Source organism: Streptomyces sp. NPDC008001, from assembly GCF_042958085.1.
GTDB lineage: Bacteria > Actinomycetota > Actinomycetes > Streptomycetales > Streptomycetaceae > Streptomyces.
This window is the reverse complement of the sequence record NZ_JBIBIZ010000009.1, coordinates 154,804-176,989: the sequence shown is the minus strand read 5'-3', so window position 1 is coordinate 176,989 and position 22,186 is coordinate 154,804. Positions and strand designations below refer to the sequence as shown.

The 22,186-nt window shown below is 73.4% G+C and carries 20 protein-coding genes and 1 pseudogene; 10 read left to right on the top strand and 11 right to left on the bottom strand.

The annotated features are described in order from the left end of the window. Positions 1 to 138: 138 nt before the first annotated feature. Complete coding sequence (locus tag ACFZCD_RS24605; protein ID WP_391834322.1) at positions 139 to 1,017, bottom strand: deoxyribose-phosphate aldolase; 879 nt, start codon at positions 1,015 to 1,017, stop codon at positions 139 to 141. After that, positions 1,014 to 2,126, bottom strand: a complete 1,113-nt coding sequence (gene iolC, locus ACFZCD_RS24600; RefSeq protein ID WP_391834320.1) for a 5-dehydro-2-deoxygluconokinase — start codon at positions 2,124 to 2,126, stop codon at positions 1,014 to 1,016. The genes ACFZCD_RS24605 and iolC overlap by 4 nt, the downstream gene beginning before the upstream one ends. Before the next feature lie 196 nt (positions 2,127 to 2,322). On the opposite strand from iolC, the gene ACFZCD_RS24595 reads away from it, so the two are divergent. The 5 genes from ACFZCD_RS24595 to ACFZCD_RS24575 all read left to right on the top strand — a co-directional run bounded on the left by ACFZCD_RS24595 (position 2,323) and on the right by ACFZCD_RS24575 (position 6,382). After that, positions 2,323 to 3,243, top strand: coding sequence for a sugar phosphate isomerase/epimerase family protein (locus tag ACFZCD_RS24595; RefSeq protein ID WP_391834318.1), 921 nt, complete (start codon positions 2,323 to 2,325; stop codon positions 3,241 to 3,243). Between the two features lie 19 nt (positions 3,244 to 3,262). After that, positions 3,263 to 4,288 carry a Gfo/Idh/MocA family protein gene (locus ACFZCD_RS24590; RefSeq protein WP_391834316.1) on the top strand — a complete coding sequence of 342 codons (1,026 nt, stop codon included), beginning with the start codon at positions 3,263 to 3,265 and terminating at the stop codon, positions 4,286 to 4,288. A gap of 248 nt (positions 4,289 to 4,536) precedes the next feature. Further along, complete coding sequence (locus tag ACFZCD_RS24585) at positions 4,537 to 5,553, top strand: Gfo/Idh/MocA family oxidoreductase (protein WP_391834314.1); 1,017 nt, start codon at positions 4,537 to 4,539, stop codon at positions 5,551 to 5,553. A gap of 188 nt (positions 5,554 to 5,741) precedes the next feature. Continuing rightward, the gene (locus ACFZCD_RS24580; protein ID WP_391834312.1) at positions 5,742 to 5,948 is read left to right on the top strand and encodes a helix-turn-helix transcriptional regulator; all 207 of its coding nucleotides are present in this window, start codon (positions 5,742 to 5,744) and stop codon (positions 5,946 to 5,948) included. 161 nt (positions 5,949 to 6,109) lie between these two features. After that, positions 6,110 to 6,382, top strand: coding sequence for a heavy-metal-associated domain-containing protein (locus tag ACFZCD_RS24575; protein ID WP_391834836.1), 273 nt, complete (start codon positions 6,110 to 6,112; stop codon positions 6,380 to 6,382). A gap of 460 nt (positions 6,383 to 6,842) precedes the next feature. Here the strand turns inward: ACFZCD_RS24575 and ACFZCD_RS24570 are convergent, their stop codons facing one another. The 5 genes from ACFZCD_RS24570 to ACFZCD_RS24550 form a co-directional block, all read right to left on the bottom strand. Further along, the gene (locus tag ACFZCD_RS24570; protein ID WP_391834310.1) at positions 6,843 to 8,129 is read right to left on the bottom strand and encodes a citrate synthase; all 1,287 of its coding nucleotides are present in this window, start codon (positions 8,127 to 8,129) and stop codon (positions 6,843 to 6,845) included. 265 nt (positions 8,130 to 8,394) lie between these two features. Then, positions 8,395 to 10,635 (bottom strand): ATP-dependent RecD-like DNA helicase, encoded by a 2,241-nt coding sequence (locus ACFZCD_RS24565; protein ID WP_391834308.1) that lies wholly within the window; start codon positions 10,633 to 10,635, stop codon positions 8,395 to 8,397. 292 nt (positions 10,636 to 10,927) lie between these two features. Further along, positions 10,928 to 11,785 carry a sugar phosphate isomerase/epimerase family protein gene (locus ACFZCD_RS24560; protein WP_391834306.1) on the bottom strand — a complete coding sequence of 286 codons (858 nt, stop codon included), beginning with the start codon at positions 11,783 to 11,785 and terminating at the stop codon, positions 10,928 to 10,930. Beyond that, entirely contained in the window at positions 11,782 to 12,936 is a 1,155-nt protein-coding gene (locus ACFZCD_RS24555; RefSeq protein WP_391834304.1) for a dihydrodipicolinate synthase family protein, read from the bottom strand. Before ACFZCD_RS24555 ends, ACFZCD_RS24560 begins: the two co-directional genes overlap by 4 nt. Further along, positions 12,933 to 14,078, bottom strand: a complete 1,146-nt coding sequence (locus ACFZCD_RS24550) for a Gfo/Idh/MocA family protein (RefSeq protein WP_391834302.1) — start codon at positions 14,076 to 14,078, stop codon at positions 12,933 to 12,935. The genes ACFZCD_RS24555 and ACFZCD_RS24550 overlap by 4 nt, the downstream gene beginning before the upstream one ends. Here ACFZCD_RS24550 and ACFZCD_RS24545 point away from each other — a divergent pair. Next, a pseudogene (locus tag ACFZCD_RS24545) lies at positions 14,069 to 14,818 on the top strand (sugar phosphate isomerase/epimerase family protein); the annotation flags it as partial. The gene ACFZCD_RS24550 and the pseudogene ACFZCD_RS24545 overlap by 10 nt on opposite strands. On the opposite strand, the gene ACFZCD_RS24540 reads toward ACFZCD_RS24545, so the two are convergent. Further along, positions 14,808 to 15,782 (bottom strand): EamA family transporter, encoded by a 975-nt coding sequence (locus tag ACFZCD_RS24540; RefSeq protein ID WP_391834300.1) that lies wholly within the window; start codon positions 15,780 to 15,782, stop codon positions 14,808 to 14,810. The pseudogene ACFZCD_RS24545 and the gene ACFZCD_RS24540 sit on opposite strands and share 11 nt — an antisense overlap. Positions 15,783 to 15,873: 91 nt before the next feature. Here ACFZCD_RS24540 and ACFZCD_RS24535 point away from each other — a divergent pair, with 91 nt between their 5' ends. The 3 genes from ACFZCD_RS24535 to ACFZCD_RS24525 all read left to right on the top strand — a co-directional run bounded on the left by ACFZCD_RS24535 (position 15,874) and on the right by ACFZCD_RS24525 (position 18,491). Beyond that, positions 15,874 to 16,779, top strand: a complete 906-nt coding sequence (locus ACFZCD_RS24535) for a LysR family transcriptional regulator (protein WP_391834298.1) — start codon at positions 15,874 to 15,876, stop codon at positions 16,777 to 16,779. Between the two features lie 104 nt (positions 16,780 to 16,883). Then, the gene (locus ACFZCD_RS24530) at positions 16,884 to 17,504 is read left to right on the top strand and encodes a TetR/AcrR family transcriptional regulator (protein ID WP_391834296.1); all 621 of its coding nucleotides are present in this window, start codon (positions 16,884 to 16,886) and stop codon (positions 17,502 to 17,504) included. Positions 17,505 to 17,864: 360 nt separating this feature from the next. After that, complete coding sequence (locus ACFZCD_RS24525) at positions 17,865 to 18,491, top strand: hypothetical protein (protein ID WP_391834294.1); 627 nt, start codon at positions 17,865 to 17,867, stop codon at positions 18,489 to 18,491. Between the two features lie 12 nt (positions 18,492 to 18,503). Here the strand turns inward: ACFZCD_RS24525 and ACFZCD_RS24520 are convergent, their stop codons facing one another. Then, the gene (locus ACFZCD_RS24520) at positions 18,504 to 19,934 is read right to left on the bottom strand and encodes a S28 family serine protease (protein ID WP_391834292.1); all 1,431 of its coding nucleotides are present in this window, start codon (positions 19,932 to 19,934) and stop codon (positions 18,504 to 18,506) included. Between the two features lie 81 nt (positions 19,935 to 20,015). Continuing rightward, positions 20,016 to 20,981, bottom strand: coding sequence for an NADP-dependent oxidoreductase (locus tag ACFZCD_RS24515; protein WP_391834290.1), 966 nt, complete (start codon positions 20,979 to 20,981; stop codon positions 20,016 to 20,018). Between the two features lie 151 nt (positions 20,982 to 21,132). Here ACFZCD_RS24515 and ACFZCD_RS24510 point away from each other — a divergent pair, with 151 nt between their 5' ends. Then, positions 21,133 to 21,561: a winged helix-turn-helix transcriptional regulator gene (locus tag ACFZCD_RS24510; RefSeq protein ID WP_391834288.1), complete on the top strand. Its 429-nt coding sequence runs from the start codon at positions 21,133 to 21,135 to the stop codon at positions 21,559 to 21,561. On the opposite strand, the gene ACFZCD_RS24505 is transcribed toward ACFZCD_RS24510, so the two are convergent. Beyond that, positions 21,545 to 22,126, bottom strand: coding sequence for a dihydrofolate reductase family protein (locus tag ACFZCD_RS24505; RefSeq protein ID WP_391834286.1), 582 nt, complete (start codon positions 22,124 to 22,126; stop codon positions 21,545 to 21,547). The genes ACFZCD_RS24510 and ACFZCD_RS24505 overlap by 17 nt on opposite strands. Positions 22,127 to 22,186 lie beyond the last annotated feature (60 nt).

The following is a 22,186-nucleotide window of genomic DNA, read 5'->3' as shown; positions in this document are numbered from 1 at the left end:
GGGGTTCTCCCGCCGCCGCGACGGCGCGCAACCACCGCGTGCGAGCGCGGCGGTGACGGGGCCGCTCCGGCGACGGCGGGACCGGACGCCCCGGCCGGAGGCCCCGGGCGTCCGGCCGCGCCGCGCGCAGCGCACCCGTCACAGCAGTCCCACCGCCCTGTCGACCGCTCCCGCCACGTCCCCGTCGGCCGGGTAGAGGAGGGCCCGGCCCACGACCAGCCCCTGGACCGTCGGCAGGCGCAGCGCCGTCCGCCACCGCTCGTACGCCGCGTCCCGGTCGTCCCCGACGTCGCCCCCGAGCAGGACCGCCGGCAGCGTCGACGTCTCCATGACCCTCGCCATCTGTGCGGGATCGTCCGTCACCGGCACCTTGAGCCAGGTGTAGGCGGACGTCCCGCCCAGCCCGGAGGCGACGGCGATCGCCTTCGTGACGGCCTCGGCGCTCAGGTCGTTGACGACCCGTCCGTCGACGCGCCGGGAGAGGAACGGTTCGACGAAGACCGGCAGCCGCCGGGCGGCCATCTCGCCGACGGCGCGGGCGGCCGCGTGCAGGGTGCTGAGCGAGCCGGGGTCGGCGGGGTCGATGCGGAGGAGCAGCTTGCCCGCGTCGAAGCCCAGCGCCGCCAGGTCCTCCGCGCGGGGGCCGGTGAAGCGGTCGTCCATCTCGAAGGCCGCGCCGGCCAGCCCGCCGCGGTTCATGGAGCCGATGACGACCTTGTTCTCCAGCGCGCCGAGCAGCAGCAGGTCGTCCAGGATGTCGGCGGAGGCGAGGACTCCGTCGACGCCGGGCCGGGACAGCGCGAGGCAGAGCCGTTCCAGCAGGTCGGGCCGGGCGGCCATGGCGAACGGGCGGTCGCCGACGGCGAGGGCGCCGCGGGCGGGGTGGTCCGCCGCGATGATCATCAGCCGGCCGCTGTCACCGACGAGCGGCCGCCGGGCCCGCCGGGCGGCGGCTTCGGCAATGGCCTCGGGGTGCCGGCTGCGGATGCGGGGAAGGTCGGCGATCTGCACGGTCACGAGCGGGGGACCTCCGTACGGGGGTCCTGGCCGGACGGGCGGGTGCCCGGGCCGGACCAGCAGGTGTCCGGGCCGGACCGGTCGGAAGCTGAGTGGGCCTCCGCCCGCGCGTCGAGCAGCCCCTCGACCTCCTCCCCCGTCGGCATCGCCGCCGAGCACGACAGCCGCGACGCCACCAGCGCCCCGGCCGCGTTGGCGAACCTCAGCGTCCGCTCCAGCGGCCAGCCGGCCAGCAGGCCGTGGCACAGCGCCCCGCCGAACGCATCACCCGCGCCGAGCCCGTTCACGACCTCCACCTCCACGGGCGGCACTTCCGCCGCCGTCCCGTCGCGGTGGACGGCGAGGACGCCCTCCGGACCCCGTTTGACCACGGCGAGTTCGGCCCCGGCAGCGAGCAGCGCCCGCGCCGCGGCGTGCGGCGCGCGTTCGCCGGTGGCGACCTCGCACTCGTCGGCGTTGCCGACCGCGACGGTGGCGTGGGCGAGGGCCGCGGCGTAGTGCGGCCGGGCGGCGGCCATGGCGGCGGGGCCCGTACGCCCGCCGGCCCCGGACGCGCCGCCCTCCCCGCCCCAGAACAGCGGCCGCCAGTCCAGGTCGAGGACGGTGACGCCGCGCCGCCCGCGCGCGGCGAGCGCGGCCAGCGTCGCGCCCCGGCTGGGCTCCTCGCACAGCCCGGTGCCGGTCGCCCAGAAGATCCGGGCGGCCCGGATCGCGGCGAGGTCGAGCTCGTGCGGGTGGATCTCCAGGTCGGGGGCCTTGGGGCGGCGGTAGAAGTAGAGGGGGAAGTCGTCCGGCGGGAAGACCTCACAGAACGTCAGGGGCGTCTGGTAGGCGGCGACGGGCGTCACCCACTGGTCGGCGACGCCGAAGTCGCGCAGCGCGTCGTGGAGGTAGTCCCCGAACGGGTCCGCGCCGGTGCGGCTGATGAGCGCCACGCGCCGGCCGAGCCGCGCCGCGGCGACCGCGACGTTCGCGGGCGAGCCGCCCAGGAACTTGCCGAAGGTCTCGGCCCTCGCCAGCGGCACGCCGGTCTGCAGGGGGTACAGGTCCACCCCGACCCGGCCCATGGTGATCAGGTCGTAAGACGTGCACGCACTCGGCTGGCTCATCGGCGCCCTTCCTGACGATTCGGCTCAGGTCTAGCCGGGCGCGCGGGACCCTGTCAAGGAATTGTCCTTACATATAGACGTGAACGCCGCGCAACTTGACGTGACGTCCGTATGTCCGGACGAACTCTTGACACTCCTCCGCACCGCGGGGAAGGCTACGGGCAACCCGGCCCGTAGCCCGAGGAGAGCCACGACCATGCCCGCTCCCGACGCGAACACGCCCTCCCGGCACCGGATCCGGGTCGGCTCCGCCCCCGACTCGTGGGGCGTCTGGTTCCCCGACGATCCGGCGCAGCTGCCGTGGCGGCAGTTCCTGGACGAGGTCGCCGAGGCGGGCTACGAATGGATCGAGCTCGGCCCGTACGGGTATCTGCCGACCGACCCGGCCCGGCTGCGCGACGAGACGCAGCGGCGCGGCCTCACGGTCTCCGCCGGCACGGTCTTCACCGCGCTGCACCGCGGGCCGGACACCTGGGAGGCGACGTGGGCGCACGTCGCGCCCGTCGCGGAGCTCACCGCCGCGATGGGCGCGCGGCACCTGGTCGTCATCCCCTCCTTCTGGCGGGACGACAAGACGGCCGAGATCGTCGAGGACCCCGAGCTGACCGCCGGGCAGTGGCGGCACCTCACCGCCGGCATGGAGCGGCTCGCGCGCGAGGTGCGCGAGCGGTACGGGCTCGGGATCGTCGTCCATCCGCACGCCGACACGCACATCGACACCGAGGCGCACGTCGAGCGCTTCCTCGACGCCACCGACGCGTCGCTGGTCAGCCTCTGCCTGGACACGGGGCACTACGCGTACTGCGGCGGCGACAGCGTCAGGCTCATCGAGACGTACGGGGAGCGGATCGGCTACCTCCACCTCAAGCAGGTCGACCCGGAGGTCCTCGCGGACGTCCTCGCCAAGGGGACGGCCTTCGGGCCCGCCGTCCGGCAGGGCGTCATGTGCGAGCCGCCGCGGGGCGTTCCGGCGCTGGAGCCCGTCCTCGCCGCGGCCTCCCGGCTGGACGCGGACCTGTTCGCCATCGTGGAACAGGACATGTACCCGTGCCCGCCGGACCGCCCGCTGCCGGTCGCCCGGCGCACGCGGGGTTTCCTGCGCGGCTGCGGCGTCTGAGACGAGGAGACTTGCACGGATGAAGCACGAAGGCGGACACCCCCTCGGCGTCGCGGTCATCGGCACGGGGCGGATGGGCTCCGACCACGTCCGGCGTCTCGACCGCGTCATCAGCGGGGCGCGGGTGAGCGCGGTCATAGACGTCGACGGCGAGCGCGCCGAGCGGGTGGCGGACGGCGTCCCCGGCTGCACCGCGTACAGCGACGCCGCCGCCGCGATGGACGCCGGCGACGTGGACGCCGTCCTCATCGCCTCCCCCGGGCCCGCGCACGAGGCGGCCCTGCTGGACGCCTTCGCGCGGGACCTGCCCGTGCTGTGCGAGAAGCCGCTCACCACCGGCGCGGAGTCCGCCCTGCGGGTGATGGAGGCGGAGGTGCGGCTCGGGCGCCGGCGGGCCCAGGTGGGGTTCATGCGCCGGTACGACACGGAGTACCTGCAGCTGAAGGCGCTGCTCGACGGCGGCGGGCTCGGGCGGCCGCTGATGCTCCACTGCCGGCACCGGAACGTGGCCACGCCGCCGGGCTTCACCGAGGCGATGATGATCAACGACTCGGTGGTGCACGAGATCGATGCCACGCGGTGGCTGCTGGGGCAGGAGATCACGGCGGTGAGCGTGGTGAAGCCGGCTCCTTCGGCGGCCGCGCCGGGGGCCCTGAGCGACCCTCAGCTGGTGCTCCTGGAGACCTCCGGCGGGGCCGTGGCCGACGTCGAGGTCTTCGTCAACTGCGGGTTCGGCTACCAGGTGCAGTGCGAGGCGGTCGGCGAGCGCGGCAGCGCGCGGCTGGGCGACGCGCACGGCCTGTACGTGAACGCCGCCGGGCGCTGGGGCGGCGCCATCGCCCAGGACTTCGTCGACCGCTTCCGCGAGGCGTACGACCGCGAGGTGCAGCACTGGGTCGACGCGACGCGGCGCGGGGTGACGGAGGGGCCGAGCGTGTGGGACGGGTACGCGGCGGCGGCGGTCTGCGAGGCGGGCGTCCGAGCCCAGTCCACGGGCACCCGAACGGAAGTCACGTTGCCACCGCGGCCCCCGATGTACGCGTGACACCCGGTGCCGGGCGTCCGGCAGGCAGCCGCAGCCGACCAGGTCGGGCACCGCCGGACACCCCGGCGGGGGTTGCGCGCCGTCGCGGCGGATTTTCTTGCCAGGCCGCCCCGGGCGGGCTCCGACCCCCGCCGCAACGGCGACCAGCCACCCGCAACCATTCCGGCGGTGCCGAGCCGGCAGGTGTCACCCGGCACCGCACCGCCGCCGCGGCGCCCAGGCACATCGCCTACAGGACGGAGTCAGTCATGCGGATCGGAGTCGTCGGGGCCGGGCGGATCGGGGCGCATCATGCCGGCGTCCTCGCCACGGCCGACGGAGTCGACGAGCTCGTCGTCGCGGACACCGAACACCACCGCGCCGCGGCCCTGGCCGCACGCGTCGGTGCGCGCACCGCCCCCTCCCCCGACGCCGTCTTCGACGGCACCGTCGACGCGGTCGTGATCGCGGCGACCACCGCCGCGCACCCGGACCTGATCGCACGGGCGGCCCGCGCCGGCCTCCCCGCGTTCTGCGAGAAGCCCGTCGCCCTGGACATCCCCGGCACGCTGCGCGCCCTGCGCGAGGTGGACGCGGCGGGGACGCTGCTGCAGCTGGGGTTCCAGCGGCGCTTCGACGCCGGGTTCCGCGCGGCCCGCGCCGCGCTGCGCGCCGGCCGCCTGGGCCGCGTGCACACGATCCGCGCCGTCACCTCGGACCCCGCGCCCCCGCCCGCCGCGTTCCTGGCGCAGTCCGGCGGGCTGATCCGGGACTGCCTGGTGCACGACTTCGACACCGTCCGGTGGCTGACGGGCCAGGAGGTGACGGAGGTGTACGCCCGCGGCGCGACCGGCGGGGCCACGGCCCCGCTCTTCCGGGAGGCGGGTGACGTGGACACCGCCGCCGTCCTCCTCACCCTCGGCGACGGCACGCTGGTCACGGCGACGGCGACCCGCTGCAACGGCGCCGGGTACGACGTCCGCACGGAGCTGTCGGGCGAGCTCGACCAGTGGGTCGTGGGCCTGGACGCCCGGACGCCCGCCACCTCGGCCGAGCCCGCCGGCCCGCCCTCGCCCGCACGCCCCTGGACCGGCTTCCTGGAACGGTTCGCCGCCGCCTACCGCGCCGAGCTGACCGCCTTCGTCCGCGCCGCCCGGGGCGAGGCGCCCAACCCGTGCCCCGGCCGCGAGGGGCTGCACGCCCTGCTGGTGGCCGAGGCCTGCGAGACGTCCCGACGGGAGAACCGGCCCGTGCGCGTCACGGCCCTCACGGCCCTCCCGGACTGATACCGGGTCATACGTACGTCACAGGCGTCACGTTCCCGCTCCCCTTCCGTCACAGCCGCACGACGGCGCCGCATCGACGGTCACTCTGCGTCGTTCCAACGGACAACAGTCGTGGTGATCGACAAGGCCGCGTCGCAGCTCCCCCGACGGATCCCCCTCCGTCGCTGCGCGCAGCGGAGAGGCGTGAGATGACCGACCGTCGACTCTGGTCCTACAAGGAGATCGCAGCGCACATCGGCGTCCAGACCGATACCGTGCGGACCTACCGCAAGCACGGGCTGCTGCCCAAGCCCGACCTCACCGAGGGCGGCAAGCCCTTCTGGTTCGCGGACACCGTCCGCGCCTGGGTGGCGAGCCGCCCGGGCAACCGTTCCCGGCGCGATCCGAAGAACTGACCCCCGTCCCCTTCCGGGCCCCGGGCCGCAGCGGCCCGGGGCCCTTCGCGCGCCTTTCCTGCCCCGCTTCGCCCCCGCGGAAATACCCCCAGGGGGTAAGGTGTTCACCACTTGAGGACAGCGCGTTCAAGAACACCGCGTTCGAGAACACCGCGACGCCCATCGCGACGACCATCGCGACGACCTTTGCGAGGAGAACCGTCATGAGCTCCCAGCCCACCGCCACCACCACCGTCTACCGCGTGACCGGCATGACCTGCGGCCACTGCGAGTCCGCCGTGAAGGAGGAGCTCTCCGCCCTGGCGGGCGTCACGTCGGTGCAGGCCGCTGCCGCCACCGGCCGGGTCACGGTGGTCTCCGCGGCCCCGCTGGACGAGGAGGCCGTGCGCGCCGCGGTGGACGAGGCCGGTTACGAGCTCGCCGGCCGCGCCTGACGCCGCACGGGGCCGTCCCCGCCACACGCCGGGCCGACACGTAACCCACATAAGTGACACAACACCCACACACTTGGGCTCTTGCCCCGGTGCGTCCGTTATGGCAAGAGACCTAGATCACAGCAATGGCAACGTAACCATTGCGGGGGGTCGTGGGTCTAACCGGGCAGTGCTGGATCGTCTTGGGGGACGGTACCGGCCACGCGTGGCCGGGGCACGTACTCCGGGGAGCTTTGAGCGGCCCTCCCGTACGTACGCGTCCCGGCAGATCGCGTCGGCTGCGCGCACCGACGGCTCCCGGCCGGATCCCGTGGGGGGAATCCGTACCGGGGAACGGGAAGCGCCCCGCTCCGACCCGTGGGGGGATCGGAAACGGGGCGCTTTTCCCGGCCATGCGAAAAGCCCTGAGAGCCATGGCGGCTCTCAGGGCTTTTGTCGTGCTCTACGGCACAGCCGTGCGTCAGGCGCGCTCGACCGGCAGGTCGCGCTGGACGACACCGGTGTAGATCTGGCGCGGGCGGCCGATGCGCGAACCCGGCTCCTTGATCATCTCGTGCCACTGGGCGATCCAGCCCGGCAGCCGGCCGAGGGCGAAGAGCACGGTGAACATCTCGGTCGGGAAGCCCATGGCCCGGTAGATCAGACCCGTGTAGAAGTCCACGTTCGGGTAGAGGTTGCGCGAGACGAAGTAGTCGTCGGAGAGCGCGTGCTCTTCCAGCTTCAGCGCGATGTCGAGCAGCTCGTCGGACTTGCCGAGCGCCGAGAGGACGTCGTGCGCCGCCGCCTTGATGATCTTCGCCCGGGGGTCGAAGCTCTTGTAGACGCGGTGGCCGAAGCCCATCAGGCGGACGCCGTCCTCCTTGTTCTTCACCTTGCGGATGAAGGAGTCGACGTCGCCGCCGTTGGCCTTGATGCCCTCGAGCATCTCGAGCACCGACTGGTTGGCGCCGCCGTGCAGCGGGCCCCACAGGGCGTTGATGCCGGCGGAGATCGACGCGAACAGGTTGGCCTGCGAGGAGCCCACCAGGCGCACGGTCGACGTGGAGCAGTTCTGCTCGTGGTCGGCGTGCAGGATCAGCAGCTTGTCCAGGGCGCTGACGACGACCGGGTCCAGCTCGTACTCGGCGGCGGGCACCGAGAAGGTCATGCGCAGGAAGTTCTCGACGTAGCCGAGGTCGTTGCGCGGGTAGACGATCGGGTGGCCGATCGACTTCTTGTACGCGTAGGCCGCGATCGTCGGCAGCTTGGCCAGCAGCCGGATCGTCGACAGGTGACGCTGCTGCTCGTCGAACGGGTTGTGGCTGTCCTGGTAGAAGGTCGACAGCGCGCTGACCACGGAGGACAGCATCGCCATCGGGTGCGCGTCCCGCGGGAAGCCGTCGAAGAAGCGCTTGACGTCCTCGTGCAGCAGGGTGTGCTGGGTGATCTCGCCCTTGAAGGTCGCCAGCTCCTCGGTCGACGGCAGCTCGCCGTTGATCAGCAGGAAGGCGGTCTCGAGGAAGGAGCTGCGCTCGGCGACCTGCTCGATCGGGTAGCCCCGGTAGCGCAGGATGCCCTGCTCACCGTCGAGGTAGGTGATCGCGGATTTGTAGGCGGCGGTGTTGCCGTAACCGGAGTCCAGGGTCACCAGACCGGTCTGGGCGCGGAGCTTGCCGATATCGAAGCCCTTGTCGCCGACGGTGCTGTCGACCACCGGGTAGGTGTATTCGCCGTCCCCGTACCGCACTACTACAGAGTTGTCGCTCACGTCATCCCTCACCGACGTTGTGCCTCTTCTTCGAGGTGCCCTGACTACCCCTACCTTCCCCCATTTGGACGATGCACGTGCACTCGGGGTCGGCCATAGGGCCTAAAGACGGCACTGAGTGCCGTCCAGCCTGGCCATACTGCCCCCTTCGCCCCGGTTGGTAAACCGATGAGAGACGAATCCCACCCCGGTTCCCGCTGGTCCGGGACCGTTTCGCCCCGATCCGGGGGCCGTCCGGCCCTTCACAAAACCTCCCCGAACGCCCTCACATTCCCAGCCGGTGATCCAGTGCGGTACACCTCCTGCCTGCGGAGACGGTCCGTACGGCCTGTCCGAGCGCCTTTCGCGAGCCCACCAGCACGACCAGCCGCTTTGCCCTGGTTACCGCGGTGTAGAGAAGATTGCGCTGCAGCATCATCCAGGCACCCGTGGTGACGGGGATCACCACGGCCGGGTACTCGCTGCCCTGCGAGCGGTGGATGGTCACCGCGTAGGCGTGCGCGAGCTCGTCGAGTTCGTCGAAGTCGTAGCCCACTTCCTCGTCCTCGTCGGTGCGCACGGTCAGCCGCTGCTCGACGACGTCGAGGCCGGTGACGACGCCCACGGTGCCGTTGAAGACTCCGTTCTGTCCCTTTTCGTAGTTGTTGCGCACCTGGGTGACCTTGTCGCCCACGCGGAAGACCCGGCCGCCGAAGCGCCGCTCCGGCAGATCGGGCCGGGCGGGCGTGATGGCCTGCTGGAGCAGCCCGTTGAGCGTGCCGGCCCCGGCCGGGCCGCGGTGCATGGGCGCCAGCACCTGGACGTCCCGCCGGGGGTCGAGCCCGAACTTCGCGGGGATGCGCCGGGCCGCCACGTCCACCGTGAGCCGGCCCGCCTCCTCGGTGTCCTCCTCGGCGAAGAGGAAGAAGTCCGTCATCCCCTGGGTGAGGGGCTGGGCCCCCGAGTTGATGCGGTGGGCGTTGGTGACCACTCCGGACTGCTGCGCCTGCCGGAAGATGCGCGTGAGCCGGACGGCGGGGACCGGGCTGCCGGGGGCCAGGAGATCCCGCAGCACTTCCCCGGCGCCCACGGAGGGAAGTTGGTCCACGTCGCCGACGAGGAGCAGGTGGGCGCCCGGCGGCACCGCCTTGACGAGCTTGTTGGCCAGCAGCAGGTCGAGCATGGACGCCTCGTCCACGACCACCAGGTCGGCGTCCAGGGGTCGGTCCTTGTCGTACGCGGCGTCACCGCCCGGCTTGAGCTCCAGGAGCCGGTGGACGGTGGACGCCTCGGCGCCCGTGAGCTCGGAGAGCCGCTTCGCGGCCCGCCCGGTGGGCGCCGCGAGGACGACCTTGGCCCCCTTGGCGCGGGCCAGTTCGACCACGGAGCGGACGGTGAAGGACTTGCCGCAGCCGGGCCCGCCGGTGAGCACGGCGACCTTGCTGGAGAGCGCGAGCCTGACCGCCTCCCGCTGCTCGGGGGCCAGCTGCGCGCCCGTGCGGCCCGCGAGCCAGGTCAGGGCGCGGTCCCAGTCGACGCCCTGGAAGGCGGCGAGCCGGTCGGTGCCGGCGCCGAGCAGCCGCTTGAGCTGCCCCGCCAGGGAGAGTTCGGCCCGGTGGAAGGGGACGAGGTAGACGGCGGTGACGGGCTGCCCGCCGTCGGGGCCGGGCACCTTCTCGCGCACCACGCCCGCCGTCCCGCCTTCCTCCTCCGCCGGCCCTTCCCGGCCGTCCTCCGCGGCCAGTTCGGCCAGGCAGTCGATGACGAGCCCGGTGTCGACCTGCAGGAGCTTCACGGCATCGGCGATCAGCCGCTCCTCGGGGAGATAGCAGTGCCCCTGGTCGGTGGACTGGGAAAGGGCGTACTGCAGCCCGGCCTTGACCCGCTCGGGGCTGTCGTGCGGGATGCCCACGGCCTGGGCGATGCGGTCGGCGGTGAGGAAGCCGATGCCCCAGACGTCGGCGGCCAGCCGGTAGGGGTGGTTACGGGTGACGGAGATGGAGGCGTCGCCGTACTTCTTGTAGATGCGCACGGCGATGGAGGTGGAGACGCCGACCCCCTGGAGGAAGACCATGACCTCCTTGATGGCCTTCTGCTCCTCCCACGCGGCACCGATCAGCTTCGTGCGCTTCGGGCCGAGGCCGGGGACCTCGATGAGGCGGCCGGGGTCGCTCTCGATGACGTCGAGGGTGTCCGTGCCGAAGTGCTCGGTGATGCGGTCGGCGATGCGCGGGCCGATGCCCTTGATCAGGCCCGAGCCGAGATAGCGGCGGATGCCCTGGACGGTGGCGGGCAGGACGGTGGTGTAGTTCTCGACGGTGAACTGCCGTCCGTACTGCGGGTGGGAGCCCCAGCGGCCCTCCAGCCGCAGCGACTCCCCGGGCTGCGCGCCGAGCAGCGAGCCGACCACCGTGAGGAGGTCGCCGCTGCCGCGGCCGGTGTCGACGCGCGCGACCGTGTAGCCGCTCTCCTCGTTGGCATAGGTGATCCGCTCCAGGACACCTTCCACGACTGCCATCTGGACCATGCACCGACGGTACCGGTCGGCTCCGACAACGGTTCGAGGCTGTGGATAACCGCTGCGGCACCCGGCATCGCAGCAATCGCGACCGCGGGAACGACGACCGCCGGCACGACGACCGCCGAAACGACGAGGGGCCCGGTCCGACGACCGGGCCCCTCGTATCCCCCCAAAACCGGCTTCCTCCGAATCCCCCCGGATCCCTCCCCAGGAAGCCCGATGCCATGTACGACCCACCTCGGCCGCAAAGGGTTGCAGCGCTTTCAAGGAGTTATCTTTCCGTTACCCTTTGTGCGATTCAGAGGTCTGTGGCCACGCCGTGTGAACCCAGCACATACCGAAGGTAACGTTCCAGCGTCTCCGCGAGGACCTCCGCTCCGTCCCTGGTCCACAGCCGCTCGGAGAAGATCTCGGCCTCCACGGGCCCCGCGTAGCCCGCCGCGCCGGCCTGTTCGAAGAACCAGCGGAGGTCCACGCAACCGTCGCCGAGCTGGCCCCGGCCGAGCAGCACCCCCTCCGGCAGCGGCGTGACCCAGTCGGCGAGCTGCAGGGCCGCGATCCGGCCGCCCTCCCCCGCCCGTGCGAGCTGCCCGGCCACGGTGTCGTCCCACCACAGGTGATAGCTGTCGACCACGACGCCGACCCGGTCGGCGGGGAAACGCTCCACCAGATCGAGGGCCTGACGGAGCGTCGAGACGACGCAGCGGTCGGAGGCGTACATGGGGTGCAGCGGCTCGACCGCGAGCCGGACGCCGTGCCCGGCCGCGTACGGGGCGAGCTCGGCGAGCGCCTCGGCGATCCGCTCGCGGGCGGCGGCCAGGTCGCGCGAGCCCGGCGGCAGCCCGCCCGCGACGAGGACGAGGACGGCCGTCCCCAGTTCGGCGGCCTCCTCGACGGCCGCCCGGTTGTCCGCGAGCGCGGCCGCCCTCGCCGCGGGCTCGGGCGAGGTCAGGAACCCGCCGCGGCACAGGCTGCTGACGCCCAGTCCGTGCGCCCTCATGAGCCGGCCGGCGGCGGCGACCCCGTACTCCTGCACCGGCCCGCGCCACAGCCCCACGTGGCGCACCCCCGCCGCCGCGCACCCCGCCGCCAGCTCCGGCAGCGACCACTGCCGGACGGTCTGCTGGTTGAGGCTGAAGCGCGCGAGGCCGCTCACGGCTCCACTCCGTGGACGGCCAGCAGCCTGCGCATACGGTCCTCCGCGAGGTCCGGGTCCGGGAACAGGGCCAGGCCGTCGGCCAGCCGGTACGCGCGCGCGAGGTGCGGCAGGGAACGGGCGGAGTGCAGGCCTCCGGCCATCGTGAAGTGATCCTGGTGCCCGGAGAGCCACGCGAGCAGCACGATCCCCGTCTTGTAGCAGCGCGTCGGCGGCTCGAAGAGGTGCCGGGCCAGGGCGACGGTGGGGTCCAGGAGGGACCGGAAGCCCTCCCGGTCGCCGCGGTCGAGCGCCCGTACGGCGTGGGCGGCGAAGGGCGCCAGCGGGTCGAAGACGCCCAGCAGGGCGTCGCTGTGGCCGTCGGCGTCGCCCGCGACGAGGGCCGGGTAGTGGAAGTCGTCGCCGGTGTAGCAGCGCACCCCGGCGGGCAGCCGGCGGCGCAGGGCGCGTTCGCGTTCGGCGTCCAGGAGCGACACTTTGACGCCGTCGACCTTGTCCGGGCGGGCGGCGACGACGTCCAGGAGGGTCTCCGTGGCGGCGTCCGCGTCGGTGCTGCCCCAGTAGCCCTCCAGCGCGGGGTCGAACGCCGCGCCCAGCCAGTGCAGGATCACCGGCCGCGCGCTCTGCCGCAGCAGGCCGCCGTAGACCTCCCGGTAGTCGTCCGGGCCGGCGGCGACGGCGGCGAGGGCGCGCGAGGCCATCAGGACGGCCTGGGCGCCCGTCTCCTCCACCAGGGCCAGCTGCTCCTCGTAGGCGGCACTGACGTCCGCCGGGGTGCCGTACGGAGGCGCGAGCTGGTCGGTCCCGGCCCCGCAGACGATGCGGCCGCCGGCGGCCTTCGCCTCCGCGGCCGAGCGCCGGATCAGCCCGGCGGCGGCCGGCCAGTCCAGGCCGGCGCCGCGCTGGGCGGTGTCCATCGCCTCGGCGACCCCGAGCCCGTGCGCCCACAGGTGACGGCGGAAGGCCAGGGTGGCGTCCCAGTCGAGGGCGGCGGGGCCGTACGGCGTGGTGTTCCCCAGGGGGTCGGCGACGACATGGGCGGCGGCGAGCACGGAGCGGCAGACCGGCGGCGCCCCGGGCGCGAGGTCCAGGGCGCGCCCCGTGGGCTCGTACGGGTGCAGCCGCCCGCCGGTGCCGGGCAGCCGGATCACGAGGCGTTCCAGTGCATCCGGCGGCCCTCGCGGGCGGATGACCGGGCCAGCGTCGCGAGCCGCACGCCGCGCGCGCCCGCGCGCAGGTCGTAGGGCCACGGCTCGTCCAGGACGACGTGCCGCAGGAACAGCTCCCACTGGACCTTGAAGGCGTTGCCGGACGGTTCGTTGTCGGGGACCTCCTGCCACTGCGCCCGGAAGTCGCCGGCGGCGGGCACGTCGGGGTCCCAGACGGGCTTGGGGGTGACGGAACGGTGCTGGACGCGGCAGTGGCGCAGCCCGGCGACGGCCGAGCCCTCGGTGCCGTCGACCTGGAACTCCAGCAGCTCGTCGCGGTGCACGCGCACCGCCCAGGAGGAGTTGAGCTGCGCGACGACGCCGCCCTCCAGCTCCATGACCGCGTAGGCCGCGTCGTCGGCGGCGGCGCGGTAGGGCTTGCCGCTCTCGTCCCAGCGCCGGGGGATGTGGGTGACGACGTGCGCCTGGACGGTCCGCACGGGGCCGAAGAGGTCCCGCAGGACGTACTCCCAGTGGGGGAACATGTCGGAGGTGATGCCGGCGTCCGGGTCGCTGTAGTTCCAGGAGGGCCGCTGCGCGGGCTGCCAGTCGCCCTCGAAGACCCAGTAGCCGAACTCGCCCCGTACGGACAGGACGCGGCCGAAGAAGCCTCCGTCGAGGAGCCGCTTGAGCTTGCGGATGCCGGGGAGGAAGAGCTTGTCCTGGACGACGCCGTTCTTCACGCCGGCCGCCGCGGCGCGGTCGGCGAGGTCCAGTGCCCCGCCCCAGTCACAGGCGACGGGCTTCTCGCAGTAGACGTGCTTGCCCGCGGCGATGGCCTTGCGCAGCGCGGGTTCGCGGGCGGAGGTGGCCTGGGCGTCGAAGTAGACGTCCACGGAGGGGTCGGCCAGGACGGCGCCGAGGTCGGTGGTCCAGTGATCCAGCCCGTACCGTCCGGCGAGCTCCTTCAGCCGTGCCGCGCTGCGGCCGACGAGGACGGGCTCCGGCCACACGCGCGTGCCGTCCCCCAGGTCGAGGCCGCCCTGTTCCCGCAGGGCGAGTACCGAGCGGACGAGGTGCTGGCGGTGCCCCATGCGGCCCGTGACGCCGTTCATGGCGATCCGCAGGGTTCTGCATGCGCTCATCGTGCGTTCCCCCCTTCTGCCGTACGGGGAGCATTACCCGCCTGTCCCGGGGGAACCCGTTCCCCATGAAGCTCGCCTTCTCCACGCTCGGAGTGCCCGTACTGCCCCTGTGGGAGGTGGTGCGGCTGGCCCGCGCGCACGGCTGGGACGGGGTGGAGCTGCGGGCGCACCCGGAGGAGCCCGTGCACCCCGGGTGCGGGGCGCGGGAGCGGGAGGCGGCGGTCGCGGAGTTCGCCGGGGCGGGCGTGGAGATCCTGTCCGTGGCGGGCTACGCGCAGGTGGCCGCCGCCGGTGACGACGCGGCCGTGCTGCGCGAGCTGAGCGGGCTCGTCGACCTGGCGGCCGACCTGGGGGCCCGTTATGTGCGGGTGTTCCCCGGCGGCGGGGACCTGCCGGCGGAGGAGGCCGACGCGACGGCGGCCCGGCGGCTGGGCGCGGTGGCGCCACTGGCCGCCGACCGCGGCGTCCACGTCCTGCTGGAGACGCACGACTCGCACTGCCGGGCCGCGGACGCCGCGCGCGTGCTGGGGCCCGTGGGGCACGCCCATGTCGGCGCGCTGTGGGACGTCCTGCACACCTGGCTGGGCGGCGAGACGCCCGCGGAGAGCCTTCCCGTGCTCTCCCCCCACCTGGGCTACGTCCAGGTGAAGGACGTCATCTCCGCCGAGGACCTGTCGCCGCTGCCGCTGGGGGCCGGCGTGCTGCCGCTCGGCGAGTGCGTCCGGGCGCTCACGTCGTCGGGCTGGGACGGCTGGCTGTGCTGGGAGTACGAGAAGCGCTGGCATCCGCAAGCGGCAGACTTCGGGCAGCTGGCGGGGCCGGGGGCGGAGTACTTGCGCGGGCTGCTCGCCGCCGCCCGCCCAGCGCCGTGACGCCCACCCCGGAGACCAGCAGCAGCGCCGCCGCCCAGCGCAGCGGGCTCACCTCCTCGCCGAGCAGGAGCACCGCCGAGGACATGCCGAAGACGGGCACCAGCAGGCTGAAGGGCGCGACGGCCGAGGCGTCGTAGGTGCGCAGCAGGAAGCCCCAGGCGCCGAAGCCGAGGACGGTGGAGACCCAGGCGACGAAGAGGATCGCTCCGGCGCCGCTCCAGTCGAGGGACCGCAGGGCCTCGGCGTCCGCCTCAGGGCCCTCGAAGAGGAGCGAGAGCAGCAGGAGGGGCAGTACGGGGACGGTGCTCACCCACACCATGAAGCGCAGCGCGTCGGGCGGCGCGGCCTTGCGGGTGAGCACGTTCGACACGCCCCACAGGGCGGCGGCGGCCACGACGAGGGAGAAGCCGAGGAGCGGCCCGGAGGTGCCCTCGTCGACGGCGGCCGCGGCTATGCCCGCCAGGGCGACGCCCATGCCCAGCAGGCGGGTGCGGCCGAGGCGTTCGCCGAGCGCGGCCGTGGCGAAGAGGGCGGTGAAGACGGCCTGGATCTGCAGGACGAGCGAGGAGAGCCCGGCCGGCATCCCCAGGTGCATTCCGGTGAACAGGAGCCCGAACTTGCCCACTCCCAGGACGAGTCCGACGGCGACGATCCAGCGCCGTCCGACCTGCGGCCGCCCGACGAGGAAGACGGCCGGGACGGCGGCGGCGAGGAAGCGCAGGGCGGAGAAGAGCAGCGGCGGGAAGTGGTCGAGGCCGATGTCGATGACGACGAAGTTGACGCCCCAGACGGCGGCGACGAGAACGGCGAGGGAGAGGTGCAAGGGACGCATACGGGCAAGCCTCGCCGCCCCGACTCTGTAGCACCAGCACAGGTTCCTTCATGATGGATTTCAGCAATACTGAATCGAGAGGGGGCCTCCGGTGCTGGACCTGGCGCGTCTGCGGGCGCTGCACGCCGTGTCGGTGCACGGTTCGGTGAGCGCGGCGGCCGAGGCCCTGGGCTACACCCCGTCGGCGGTCTCGCAGGCCGTCACCAAGCTGGAGCGGGAGACCCGGACGGTGCTGCTGGAGCGGCGCGGGCGCGGCGTGGCGCTGACCGACGAGGGGCGTCATCTGGCGGCGACGGCGCAGCAGTTGCTGGCGCTGGTCGAGCGGGCGGAGACGGAGCTGGAGGAGCGGCGGGGGCGGCCGGCGGGCCGGCTGGTCATCGGGGCGTTCCCCTCCGCCGCGCGCGGCCTGCTGCCGGGCGTGCTCGCCCGCCTCGCACGCGAACACCCCGCGCTGGACGCCCGTCTGCTGGAGGCCGAGCCGCACGTGGCCGACGGGCTGGTCGCCCAGGGCGTCATCGACCTCGCCGTCGTGCACGACTGGGACATCGCGCCGCTGGCCCCGCCGGAGGGCCTGGAGCGGGTGACGATCGGCGACGACCGGTGCGACGTCCTGGTGCCGGAAGGGCATCCGCTGGCGGGGCGCGAGCGGCTCGACCGGAGCGACCTTCCGCACCACCGCTGGATCTGCCAGCCGCCGGGCACCGTCTGCCACGACTGGCTGGTGCGCACGCTGCGCGCCGCCGGGCACGAGCCGGACCTCGCGTACCAGGCCGCCGAGAACCACACGCATGTCGCGCTGGTCGCCGCGGGCCTCGGCATCGCGCTCATGCCGCGCCTGGGGCGGGGACCGCTGCCGGAGGGCGTGCGGGCCGTGCCGCTGGACCCGGTGCCCGTGCGGCGGCTCTTCGCCCTGTGGCGCAGGGGCGCATCGCGCAGGCCCGCGATCAGCGAGACCGTCCGCGTACTGCAGGAGCAGTGGCCCCTGCGGATGTTCTGACACCACCGGCCGGACGGGCTTGAGCAGGTGGTCAACGGCTTGAGCGCATGGTTGCATCACTCGCTCAAATCGTATGATGCAGCCTCGGCGAGAGGGCTGCACACATGACGGTGGACACCAAGGAACGGCTGATCCGGGCTGCGGACACCGTGTTGCGGACGCAGGGGTACGCCAAGTCCAGCGCGCGGACGATCGCCAAGGAGGCGGGGGTCAATTCGGCGCTGGTCTTCTATCACTTCGGAGGCGTCGACCCGCTGCTGTTCGCCGCCCTCGACCGCTCCTCCGCCGAGCGCATGGAGATGCTGACCGAGGCCGTCGCGGGCGCCCGCACGCTGGAGGACCTGGTGGACGCCGGCACCCGTGTCTACCGCAACGACATCGCCGCCGGGCACCTGACCCTGTTCTCCGAGCTGGTCGCCGCGGCCGTCGCCAAGCCGGAGCTGCGCGAGGAGATACGGGTCCGGGCCGAGCCGTGGATCTCCTTCGTCGAGCAGACCCTGGAGCGGGTCATCGGCGGCACGCCGCTCGCCCGGCTGACCCCGCCGCGCGACCTGGCCAACGCCGCGATCACCTTCTACCTCGGGGTGAACCTCTTCACCGTGCTGGACAGCGACCGCTCCCGTACGGAGTCGGTGTTCGCGATGGCCCGGCGGCTGGCGCCGCGCGCCCGGCTGCTGACCCGCCGGCTGCCCGGGCTCGGCGCGAAACGGCGCGCGCACGACTGACGCGCGCCGGGTGCGGGAACCGCCCCGGGGAGCCGCCCGTCCAAACGCCGTGCTGCCGTCGTACCCCCGCAGAGCGGTGTCGGCCCGCGCCACCGGCCGCGTCGCTGACCTCCCTCTCCGCCGCCTGCGGCCGGCAGCATCCCGTCGTCGGCGCGCCCCCTGGCTCATCTGCGCCGACGGCGGGCACGGTCTCGCGGAGGGCCGGCACGGGGCACGGTCCGGGTGTGCACCCCCCGGCGTACGCCCGGTGGAACGCGCCCGCACACGCCTCGTTTCCACCGCCACCGTGCGCCCCGCAGGTCTGGCGTGCGCCGGGCCGAAGGAGTCAGGCTGGAGCGCACCGGGGGACGGGGGGTCATCATGCGGCATCGCGCGCCGGGGGCGGCGCTGCTCACGCTCGTGCTCACCGCCGCCTGCGCGGCGGGGGCGCTGACCGGCTGCCGCGCGGTCCGGCAGCCCGGCGCCGCCGTCACCCCCGCGGCCGGGACCCAGGCCCGTCCCGGGCGCGATCCGGCGTTCCTGGCCCGCGGGGAGTGCGCGGGGCGCGCCGCGGGCTCGTTCTCCGAGGTCCCCTGCCGGAGCGGGGAGGCCGCCGCCCGGGTCCTCGCCCGCTACAACGGCCCCAGCGCCGGCGGCCCGCGCTGCCCCGACGAGACGGACTTCGTGCTGCACATCACCGCCGTCGACCGGGGCACCTCGGAGGAGAGCAGCGCGCCCGAGGGCTACGCCTGCATGCGCAACCTCCAGCCGCCGCACCCGGGCGACCCCGGCATGGGCGGCGGCCCCCTCACGGTGACCGGCGACTGCCTCTACACCCAGCGGGACGGGGTGGTGAAGGAGACCGTCTGCGACGGCTCGGCGGCCCGCGCGCCCGAGTACCGCATCACGACGGAGGTCGGCGCGCGCCGGGAGTGCCCGCCCTCGACCGACCTGTACGTACAAGTGGGCGGCGGGGCACCCGTGGGGTGCGCCCGCCGCCTGTCCTGACCGGTCCGGCCCTTAGGGCCGCAGGCCCTTGCGCGGCTCGACGAGCGGCTTGTCGAGCTTCGCGTCGTACGTGGCGAGCGGCTTCGCGTGCGACTCGTCCGCCGTCACCGCCGCCGGGGCGACGCCCGCCCACTCCAGGACCTTGGCCGTGGCCTTGGCCCGCTCGTCGGCGACCAGCTGGGCGATGTTCGAGCCGTGGTTGCCGCCGGGGGCGTAGAAGCGGTAGTCGTCCCGCGCGGCGGCGTTCCTGCCGAGGCGGAACGGCTCGCTGCTCCACGGGTCGTTCTGCCCGTAGACGAAGAGCATCCGCTTGCTGTCCTCACGCACCCAGCGGTCGACGTCCGCCATGGCGTAGCGCTTGAACTTCATCGGGATGTCCCGCGGCACGTAGGCGCGCGGCTGGACGCTGTCCGGGTAGCGCAGCAGGCCCTTCAGGTGCGGGTACTTGACGGTGGGCGCGCCGAGCTCGGTGCCCGCCTGGTAGTAGTACGGCGTGAACCGCTCCAGGCCCTGGTCGGTGTAGCTGTCGAAGCCCGAGACGCTGTCGATGAACTTGTACAGCTCGTCGGTGGAGGCGTTCGTCGCCGGCACGCTCGCGCACTCGCTCTGCAGGTGGTACTGCCAGAACGCGAAGACCAGGTCGAGGGTGACGTTCTCGTAGGCCTTGTCGGCGTTGCCGAGGACCTTGAACGTCTTGCCGTTCTCGTCGGCCCACTTCTGGTAGCGGGCGACGATCTCGCCGCGGCGCAGCAGGGCCTGGCGCTGCACCGCGTTCAGCTGGTTGCGGCAGGCCTGGTCACCGACGTTCGCGAAGAACCGGTCGTACGCCGAGTCCTCGTCGTTGACGACGTCGTTGGGCGCGACGTAGGCGACGGTGCCGTTCATGTCGCCCGGGTAGAAGCGGCGGTAGTACGTCGCCGTCATGCCGCCCTTGCTGCCGCCGGTGGCCAGCCAGTTCTTGCCGTAGAGCGGCTTGAGGGCGGCGTAGAGGCGGTGCTGGTCGCTGGCGGCCTGGTAGATGTCGAGCTTCGACCAGTCGGCGGGCTGCGGCCGCGACGGGGTGAAGAAGCGGTACTCCAGCGACACCTGGTTGCCGTCGACTATGCGGGTCGGCTCGCTCCGGCCGGGATTGGTGCTGACGTTGTAGCCGGAGGTGAAGAAGACGGTGGGCCGGTCGGTCGACTTGTGCAGCAGCGTGAAGCGCTGCGGGAACGTGCCCTTGGCCGGGTTCCGGTGGTCGACCGGCTGGTCGTAGGTCAGGACGAGGTAGCGGTAGCCCTCGTAGGGCTTCTCCTCGACGAGCCTCATCCCGGGAATCCTCAGGACGCGTTCCTTGATGTCCGGCTCGGTGGCCGCGGTGGCCGCCCCCGCCGTGGCGCTGCCGGCACCGACGGTGCCCACGAGCACCGTCAGCGCCAGCAGCCATCTGAGAGCCTTGCGCATTCGCCCTCCCCTGGGTTCGCAAGTTCGCGGCGAACCTACCGGGGGGCCGACCGGTGCACCAGACCCATTGCTCCCGGCGGCCTAAGCGAGCGTCAGGACCACCTTGCCGCGCGTGCGTCCCGTCTCCACCAGGGCGTGCGCCTTCGCCACCTCCGCGAGCGGCAGTTCCGCCGACACCTCCACCCGCAGCTCCCCCGACTCCACCAGGGCGGTGATCGCCTCCAGGGCCGCGCGGTCCGGCTCCACGAGGATGCCCGTGGCCCGTACGCCCCGCTCCTCCGCCTGCCGGGCCGTCTCGGGATCCACGCCCGAGGGGACCGCCACCAGCAGGCCGCCGCGGCGCAGGACGGCCAGGGAGCGGAGCTGGTGGGACGGGGTGCCGACCGAGTCCACCACCACGTCGGCGTCGCGGACCACGTCCTCGAAGCGGACGGCTGTGTGGTCGAGCACCTCGTCGGCGCCCAGGGAGCGGACGAAGTCCGCCTTGGCGGGGCCGGAGGTGCCGGTCACGTGGGCGCCGCGGGCCTTGGCGATCTGCACGGCGAGGTGACCGACGCCGCCCGCCGCCGCGTGCACCAGCACCCGCTGCCCCTCCCGCACGTCCGCCGTGTCGACGAGGATCTGCCAGGCGGTGAGGGCGGCCAGCGGCAGCGCCGCGGCCTCGGCGTGCGTCAGGCCCGCGGGCTTGCGGGCGAAGTGCCGGGACGGCGCGGTGACGTACTCGGCGAACGCCGCGCCCGCGTGCGGGAAGCGCGGCATGCCGTACACCTCGTCGCCCGGCCGGAACAGAGTGACGCCGAAGCCCACGGCCTCCACCACGCCGGAGACGTCCCAGCCGAGCGTGAAGGGCGGGTCGCCGAGCCAGCCGGCGATGCCCTCGCCCGCCCGGGTCTTGACGTCCACCGGGTTGACCCCCGCGGCCCGCACGCGGACGAGGATCTCGGTGGGGCCCGGCTCGGGCCGTCCGACCTCGGCGAGCCGCAGGACCTCGGGGCCGCCGAAACGGTCCTGGACGACTGCCTGCATACGGGGTGTGGGCGTGGACATGTGCTGCTCCTGTGCGGTGACGGCTACGGGACGACTGCTGGTGGGCACGACGGCCGCACACCATGCTGTGCGGCCCCGTCCGCACCGCCCAGACGGCACTTCCGGGTAACCGCCCCGGAATACCGCGCGGCCGCGCACCGTTGTCCGGCCCGTGGAAGATCTGTGCCCCTGCCGTCCCCTCCTCGACCGTCTCGGCGACCGCTGGTCCGCCCTCACGCTCACCCTGCTCGGCGAGGGACCGGCCTACTTCGGCGAGCTGGAGCGCCGCATGAGCCCGGTGAGCCGCAAGGTCCTGACGCAGACGCTGCGCGGGCTGGAGCGCGACGGGCTGGTGTGCCGGGAGGTCGAGGACGGCCGGCCCGTCGTCCGGGTGGCGTACGGGCTCACGGAGCTCGGGCGGAGCCTCGCCGGGCTCCTCGACGCCCTCCAGGGCTGGACCGACCGCCACCAGGAGAGCGTGGAGGAGGCCCGCGCCGCCTACGACGCGGCGCCGCCCCGGACCGGGGTGACCGCCCTGCGGGAGCGGGCCGCGCTCGGCCGGTCCGCTCCCGGCGGGGCCGCCCTCAGGCGGCCGGCCTGACGTACGTCACCATGACGACGCCGTTGCCGAACGTGCGGGTCTCCTTGAGGTCGTAGCGCTCCGGGGCGAAGTCCGCGGAGAACAGGGGGATGCCCTTCCCCGCCACGAACGGGTTGATCTTGATCACGATCTCGTCGATCTCGTCCCGCAGCTGCCCCGCGAGGTCCGCCCCGCCGCACAGCCAGATCCCCTTGCCCTCCTCCCGCTTGAGGCCGCGGACCAGGTCCGCCACGTCGCCGGAGAAGAGGGTGACCGCGGGGTCCGGGCTCGTGGTGAGGGACTTCGAGACGACGTACTGCTTCAGGTGCGGGTACGGGCTGGTCATGCCGATCGACAGGCCCGGCTCGTAGGTGTTGCGGCCCATCAGGACGGTGTCGAAGTCCCAGTTGCCCGGGCCGAGCCCCACGGCCTCGCGGCCGCGCGCGGAGACGGTGTCGGGGTAGCTCCCGACGAGGGCGGTCACGTACTCGTCGTCGAGGATCGACATCATGAACTCGAACTCGTCGTCCGGGCCCGCGATGCGGCCGTCGATGGTGGCGGCGATGAAGTAGGTGAGCTTGCGCATGGGACTCCCCGGTCGGCACGGAGCGCTTCGGCGCCACCGTACCGGCCGGGGAGACCCCGC